Raw genomic sequence first — 7,258 nt, 5'->3', positions numbered from 1 at the left:
GCCGCGGCGGCGACGACGGCATCCGGGGCCGGGCCGAGCCACCGGAACAGGTCATTGGCCTGCGCGGCGCTGCCGTCGTGCAGCGCAATGCTCGCCGCGACCCGCACCGCGGCGGCGCGCTCGGCAGCATCCTGCGAGGCGAGTAACTCGTCGGCGAGCCGGGCAGCCGTCGTGCAATCCCCGGTCAGCGCGAGCGCATCGGCGAGTCGTGTGCTCAGCGCGGTGGCACCGGCGTCGGCGGCGGCCCGGTACAGCCGCGCGGCGCGCGCGGGATGCCCGCGGGTGCGCGCGGCCAGGTCGGTCAGCGCGGCGGCCAGCCGTTCATCGCGAAGGCCGTGTTCGGCCAGTCGCAGCGCCAGATCGGCGGTGAGCGTGGACAGCTCGAGCTGCGAACACAGCACCGACACCTCGATGTCGTGATGCCTTGCGGCACCGGCGATCTGGGCGATCCCGTCGTGCACCGCACGCAGGAAGCCCTGAGGGTGGGACGGTTCGATCAGGCCGCTGGCGCGGGCCCGGTCGACCGCCGCCAACGCCGTCTCCGAGGGCAGCCGCAGCGCCGCGGCGACGTCGTCGGGCCCGAGGTCGAAACTCACCGACGAGACCAGCAGCGTGTCGAGCAACCGCTCCTCGAGGCGCCGGAGCCGTTCGATCAGTGCGAACCGGGCAGCCTGCCGAACTGCCTGCGGACCGTCGCCGGCCGCCGCCAGGGCGGGGCGTAGCAGGAACGACAGCCCCGCCGTCGCCGAGATGAGCAATCGCACCAGTTCCGGCGGCGCCGGCGCGCCGAGCATCGCCGCCGCGGTCCTGCCCACCTCGACCGGGGGCAGCGGCCCCAGGGCGACCGCGGGGTTCTCCCGTTCGAGCGCTGTGGCCAGGCTGCGCAGCGGCGGGTAATGCGCCAGCGGTTGGGCGGCGATCACGACGGTCGTGGCGGGGTCGGCGACGAGTTCGGTGAGTCGGTCGAGGTCGGGTGCGTCGAGAAGGTGCGCGTCGTCGACGACGATCGCGGGGGCTGTCGCGGGGTCTGAGGTGTCCTCGGGGCCCGGCGGCCGAGACACCACCGCGCGACCGGAGGTCCGCAACGCCGTGCGCACCGCGGCCAGCACCGCCGACTTGCCGGTCCCGAGGCCCCCGGTCACCAGCAACTTGATCGCCGCACCCGGGTCGGCGTCCACGACCGCGACGGCCTCCCGGGCGGCCGCGGGCAGATCCGTCGGCCGATGCGGCGCCGGACTCGTCATCGCCGCGGGTCAGGCACCGTCGTCGGGAACGATGATCGTCGTCGTGATCGGATCCGGCGGATCGACGGTCGTCGGTGGTGGCGCAACCGTGGTCGTGGGCGGCGCCACGGTCGTGGTCGGCGGCGGCGTGGTCGTCGGGGGGGTAGTGGTCGTCCGAGTCGTCGTGGTGGTGGTGGCCGTCGTCGTGGTCGTCGTCGTGGTCGGCTGGGTGGTGGTGGTCGTGGTCGTCGACGGTGTCGTCGTCGTGGACGGTGGCGGGGGAGGCGGTGGCTGGCTCACGGTGGTGGTCGCGACGCCGTCGGCCCCGATGGTGACGGTGGTGACCGGCGGGGGCAGTGGGGCCGGGACGGGTTCCGAGGGATCCGTCGTGGCGGTCTCGGTGACCGTGGTGGATTCGCCGGTGGAACCGGTCAATGTCACGGCCAGGCCGCCCGCCGCGAGCAGCGCCGCCGCGGCCGCCACGCCGAACAGCACCGGCGGGCGCTTGTACCAGGGCAACAGCGCGGGCTCGTCGTCATATCCGTCCTCGCCCGCGAAGGCCACCGGTGGCCGGGCGGCGGTCGCCCCTGGGTCGGCGTAGGTGCCGGCGGCGGTGTAGTCGCCGCCGGTGTAGGGCAGCGGATCCCCGGCCGGGTCGTCGTCCTGCGACCACGCCAGGGCGCGGAAGGTCGCTGACGCGGCTCCGTCGTCGGCGGATTCACCCGCGGCGAGGCCGGCAGCACCCGCTGCCCACGCCGCCGGTCCCATGGCGGTGGGTGCGTCGGCGGCGGGCGCCATGCCGGTCGGCACGTCGGCGTCGAGATTCCTGCTGGCAACCAGCGCCGCGCCCGCGGCCACGTTGAGCTGCGACTCCGGGGTGGTGACGACGGGTGCCCGCAGACGTTCGGACAGCCGCTGGGTCACCAGCGGAATGGCTGCCCCGCCACCGACGGTGGCCACCGCGGACACTGCGGCGACCGGCACGTTGTTTCGCTGCAGCGTCTCGTCGATCGCGTTCATCAGCCCGCCGAGCGGTTCGGAGATCAGCTGCTCGAATTCCGGGCGGGTCACCCGGATGTCGGAGCGGTGTCCGGGGAGTTCGGCGGGCACCACCGTGGCGGTGTCCGCGGAAAGGCGTTCCTTGGCCGCGCGGCACTCGTCGCGCAGGCGGGCCAGCGACTCGACGGCCGCGGTGCCCGCGGGGTCGGCGTTGTCGGCGTCGACGATCCCGGCGAGCACGTGGTTCAGCAGTGCCTGGTCCATCGCATCACCGGAGAACTCCGGGTACCGGACCGTCTGGCCGACCGCGTCGAGGTTCGCGCCTGCGTCGGCCAGCGTGATGCTGGATCCGCTGCCCCCGAGGTCGACCAGCACGACGATGCCCTGGTCGGGCAGTCCGGGCGCGGCCTGCAGAGCTGACAGCGCGGCGGTCGAGTCCGGGATCAGAGCGGCAGGCACGCCGTTGGGTGCCAGGCTCGGTCGGGCGCGCAGCGCACCGCGCAAGGCGCCGACGGTGCCGGGTCCCCAGTGCGCGGGTACGGCGATCGCGACGGGTGATCCCCCGTCGACGGTTCGCGCCATCGCGTCGAGGGCCTCGGCGAGCACCACCTCCCCGCGGTGCGCGGATCCGTCCGCGGCCACCAGTGGCACCGGATCGCCGACGCGTTCGACGAAGCCGGTCAGAACGAGGCGCGGTTCGCCGAGTCCGGGAATCTCCGCGGGGACACCCACTTCGGGTGCGCGGTCGGCGAAAAGGTTGAGGACGGATCGCCGTGTCACCGGGGGGCGGCCGACGCGGGCCGCCACCAGGTTGGTCATCCCGATCGACAACCCCAATGGTTCGGTCATGGTGGCGTCTCTCCTGTCTGGGCCGTCAACCACCTTAACGGCTGATCCCCCACAGTCGATGAACATCCCCCTAGTGTTGCGAATCCCCTAATGTCCCATCCCCTAATGGCGGCTTCGCAGGGCTGGGTCTGCGCACCGATCCGGGACGTCGCCGAGGTGGATAGTGTCGTGGACAAGCAGTCGGGATCATCGTCGCTGCTACCCGAACACGTCGATCCAGGAGAGGGTGTGACCATGGCGAACTCTCTGCTCGACTTCGTGATGTCGTTGGTGCGCGATCCCGATGCGGCCGCACGTTACGCCGCGGATCCCGCCCTGGCGCTCGCTGATGCGGGGCTCAACGATGTGACCAGCGCTGATGTGCAGAATCTCATTCCGGTCGTCTCGGAGTCGCTGTCCATGGCCTTTCCGTCGGTCTCGCCGTCGCACGGCCTGGACGCCTTCGCGGCCGAACCGGCCGGCAACGTCTGGGCGAGCGGCGCGGCCACGGCGGCGTTCGACGCGTTCGCCGACACGGTCCCCGAAGCCCCAGGGGTCGAGGTCATCGACACCGTGGCCACGGTGACCGACGTCCCCGAGCAGGGCTTCGACGGCGACACGGGCACCGATCTGATCGACACCGAGGCATCGTTGCAGTTCGACGTGCCGCTGATCGAGGACGCCGTCATGGCGGACTCCGATCTGACCGACGATTGGGGCCAGCCGGTCGTCGGCACCGAGGCCGGCGATCAGACCCCGGGGTTCGACATCTTCGACTGACCCACGGCGACCCGACCGCCAACCCGCGCAGATCCGTCGATCTGCGCGGGTTTTGTCGTGTGAACAGCGGAAAAGGGGGAGTGCCACGGTGATTCCCCTGACACCCCCATCGATCCCCTAATCCCCTAACGGGGATAGCGTCCCGGCCCTAGCTCGGTCTGCTGGGGGAGGGGAGCGCACCCCGTTGGCGGTGGCTTCCGAACTCCATAACGTGGTGTCCAGATCGCCGGGGAGCCCGGCGCGAGAACCTCCCCGACGGGCCCGCCAGGGACGCAGGGAAGACCAACGAAAGGCAGTCCAATGACGACACTCATCGACTTCATCCTCGACCTGTTCCGCAGCCCGGCCTCGGCCGCCTCCTTCGTCGTCGATCCCGACGGCGCCCTGCGTGACGCCGGCCTGCCGAACGTCACCGCCGCGCAGCTCGCGTCGGTGGCCGCCACGGCAGCCCCCGCCGGTTACGCGCTCGGCGGCGGCGATCCGGTCGTCGGCCTGCAGCGCGCGGTGGCCGATCACCACCAGCTGGCCTCGAACATCGCGTCGCCGTTCTCACCGCAGACGTCGTGGGCTCCGAACTTCGCCCCGGAGACGAACACCGACCTGCTGAGCGGCAACAACGTGCCGATCGCCAGCCCGGATCAGGCCGCGGGCGCCAACGCCCAGAACGGTGCGTTCAACCTCGGGTTCGGCGACATCACCCTGGGTGACAAGACCAGCAACACCGCCACCGACGGCGGCGTGGTCGTCGGCGGCGACAACGACGGTGACATCGTCAGCGGTGACGGCGCCGCGCTGGGCGACGGCAACACCATGAACAACGGCGACATCCTCGCCGGCTCCGGCTCCAACGTGGTGGTCGGCAAGGACAACGAGGTCGAGGACAACTCGCAGACCGCGGGTGGCGACCTGATCGCCGACAACGACGCCCCGGTCCTCAACGACGTCGACACCAGCGGTGGCAACGGTGGCGGTGCCGCCGGCGGCGACAGCCTCATCGGCATCGGCGGCGGCAACGCCGCGGGCGGCGACGGTGGCAGCGGTGGCGGCATCATCATCACCGACAACGACGTCAACACCGGCACCCAGATCGACGGGAACTACGGCAGCGACAACACCGAGGACAACTCGGTCGACACCTCGGTGGAGACGGAGACCACGACGTCGACCGAGAGCTCGATCGAGGACAACTCGTCGAACTTCGAGTCCAACATCGGGTCGGGCAACGAGACCGCGATCGGGTCGGGTAACGAGACGAACACCGACCTCTTCTCGGGTAACGAGACGAACACCGATCTCTTCTCGGGCAACGACACCGGTTTCGACACCGACGTCGCCTCGAACAACAGCACCAGCACGGAGCTGGACGCGTTCTGAGCGACACCGACCGCATGGCGCAGCTGGCGGGGACCGCAATGGTCCCCGCCAGTTCGTGCGCATACCGTGAAGTGCGACTGGGAGGGGCACCATGACGCAACCGAAAGACCCCCGCAAGGTCACGCCCGGCGGTCCGGCCGACGCGCGCAAGGTGATCGTCGAGCTCATCGACCACACCAGCAAGATCGCCGCCGCCAAGGAACGCGGTGATCTGGTGGAACGGCTCGCGCGGGCCCGGCGCCGCATCAGCGACCCGCGGATCCGCGTGGTGATCGCCGGTCAACTCAAGCAGGGCAAGAGCCAGCTGCTGAACTCGCTGCTCAACATGCCGGTCGCACGCGTCGGTGACGACGAGTCGACTGTGCTGGCCACGGTGGTGTCCTACGGCGAGCAGCCGTCGGCGCGGTTGGTGGTCGCGCGTCCCGACGGCGAGGAACCCGAAGTCATCGAGATCCCCCCCGCCGAGTTGCGCAACGATCTGCGCCGCGCCCCCCAGGCCGGGGGCCGCGAGGTGCTGCGGGTCGAGGTGACTGCCCCCAGCCCGCTGCTCAAGGGCGGCCTCGCGTTCATCGACACCCCGGGCGTCGGCGGGCACGGCCAGCCGCACCTCTCGGCGACGCTGGGCCTGCTGCCCGATGCCGACGCGATGCTGATGCTCAGCGACACCAGCCAGGAGTTCACCGAACCGGAGATGACGTTCATGCGGCAGGCGCTGGAGGTCTGCCCCGTCGCCGTGATCGTCGCGAGCAAGACCGACCTGTACCCGCACTGGCGGCAGGTGGTCGACGCCAACGCCGCCCACCTTCGCCGCGCGGGCATCACCACGCCGATGATCCCGGCCTCGTCGGCGCTGCGCAGCCATGCCGTGCAGCTCAACGACAAGGAACTCAACGCGGAATCGAACTTCCCGGTGATCGTGAAGTTCCTGTCCGAGGACGTGCTCTCGCGCCAGAACGACCGGGTGCGCGATCAGGTGGTCACCGACGTCCGCGCGGCCGCCGAGCATCTGATGATGGCCGTCGAGTCGGAACTGTCCGCGCTCAACGACCCGCAGGCGCGGGCGGCACTGACCGCCGACCTCGAGCGGCGCAAGCAGGAGGCGCAGGACGCGTTGCAGCACACCGCGCTGTGGCAGCAGGTCCTCACCGACGGCATCGCCGACCTGACCGCCGACGTCGACCATGACCTGCGGCAGCGGTTCCGCAATATCACTGCCCATACCGAGCAGGTCATCGATGCAGGCGACCCGACGATGCACTGGGCGGAGATCGGCACCGAGCTCGAAGACGCGGTGGCCACCGCCGTCGGCGACAACTTCGTGTGGGCCTACCAGCGGGCCGAGGCCATGGCGGCCGAAGTGGCGCGGACGTTCATGGAGGCGGGGCTGAACGCCGTGCGGATGCCTGCGATCGACGCGCGGGACATGGGCGCCGAGTTCGGTGAGTTCAAGTCGCTGGCGCAGTTGGAGGCCAAGCCGCTCAAGGTGGGCCACAAGATCGTCACCGGGATGCGCGGCTCCTACGGCGGTGTGCTGATGTTCGGCATGCTCACCTCGTTCGCCGGGCTCGGCATGTTCAACCCGCTGTCGCTGGGCGCCGGGTTCGTGCTGGGCCGCAAGGCCTACAAGGAGGACATGGAGAACCGGATGCTGCGGGTGCGCAACGAGGCGAAGACGAACGTGCGCCGATTCGTCGACGACGTCGCGTTCGTCGTGGGCAAGGAGTCACGCGACCGGCTCAAGGGCATCCAGCGGCAGCTGCGCGACCATTACCGCGAGATCGCCAACCAGACGACCCGTTCGCTGAACGAGTCGCTGCAGGCCACTCTCGCGGCGGCCAAGATGGAGGAGAACGGGCGCAACACCCGCGTCAAGGAACTCGAGCGTCAGCTCAACATCCTGCGCCAGGTGGTCGACCACGCCGAGAAGCTGGGCACACCCGCGGCGGTTGCGGCTCACTAAGCCTGGATTCACCGATGAGGTAGGGATGGGAGGCGGGTTGTAACAGCGAAATGCCCTGTCGTGGTGAAAGAATGAGATTTCTCGAGGATCACAT

General features: G+C 70.3%; 4 protein-coding genes and 1 pseudogene. 3 read left to right on the top strand and 2 right to left on the bottom strand.

The genetic code is table 11. From position 1 onward, the window contains the following. Together H7I57_RS24355 and H7I57_RS24350 are read right to left on the bottom strand one after the other, a co-directional pair. Window positions 1-1,244 (bottom strand): annotated as a pseudogene (locus H7I57_RS24355) (isoniazid response ATPase/transcriptional regulator IniR); the annotation flags it as partial. A 9-nt stretch (window positions 1,245-1,253) separates the two neighbouring features. Further along, a complete protein-coding gene (locus tag H7I57_RS24350; protein ID WP_264026663.1) occupies window positions 1,254-3,071 on the bottom strand; it encodes an Hsp70 family protein in 1,818 nt (605 codons plus the stop codon). Window positions 3,072-3,305: 234 nt separating this feature from the next. Here H7I57_RS24350 and H7I57_RS24345 point away from each other — a divergent pair, with 234 nt between their 5' ends. The 3 genes from H7I57_RS24345 to iniA all read left to right on the top strand — a co-directional run bounded on the left by H7I57_RS24345 (window position 3,306) and on the right by iniA (window position 7,164). Then, on the top strand, window positions 3,306-3,830 hold the full coding sequence (locus H7I57_RS24345) for an Rv0340 family IniB-related protein (RefSeq protein WP_264026664.1): 525 nt from the start codon (window positions 3,306-3,308) through the stop codon (window positions 3,828-3,830). A 300-nt stretch (window positions 3,831-4,130) separates the two neighbouring features. Next, window positions 4,131-5,204, top strand: a complete 1,074-nt coding sequence (locus tag H7I57_RS24340; RefSeq protein ID WP_264026662.1) for an IniB N-terminal domain-containing protein — start codon at window positions 4,131-4,133, stop codon at window positions 5,202-5,204. Window positions 5,205-5,295: 91 nt separating this feature from the next. Next, the gene (gene iniA, locus H7I57_RS24335) at window positions 5,296-7,164 is read left to right on the top strand and encodes an isoniazid-induced dynamin-like GTPase IniA (protein ID WP_264026661.1); all 1,869 of its coding nucleotides are present in this window, start codon (window positions 5,296-5,298) and stop codon (window positions 7,162-7,164) included. The last annotated feature ends 94 nt before the right edge of the window (window positions 7,165-7,258 follow it).

Origin of the sequence: Mycolicibacterium pyrenivorans (assembly GCF_025821625.1) — a bacterium.
Lineage (GTDB): Bacteria > Actinomycetota > Actinomycetes > Mycobacteriales > Mycobacteriaceae > Mycobacterium > Mycobacterium pyrenivorans.
The sequence above is the reverse complement of the archived record's forward strand: the minus strand, read 5'-3'. Positions and strand labels throughout refer to the sequence as shown.

Excerpts from the sequence above, each read along its gene's own strand:
- H7I57_RS24350 (WP_264026663.1), bottom strand. The coding sequence starts at position 3,071 with ATGACCGAACCATTGGGGTTGTCGATCGGGATGACCAACCTGGTGGCG.
- H7I57_RS24345 (WP_264026664.1), top strand. The coding sequence starts at position 3,306 with ATGGCGAACTCTCTGCTCGACTTCGTGATGTCGTTGGTGCGCGATCCC.
- H7I57_RS24340 (WP_264026662.1), top strand. The coding sequence starts at position 4,131 with ATGACGACACTCATCGACTTCATCCTCGACCTGTTCCGCAGCCCGGCC.
- iniA (WP_264026661.1), top strand. The coding sequence starts at position 5,296 with ATGACGCAACCGAAAGACCCCCGCAAGGTCACGCCCGGCGGTCCGGCC.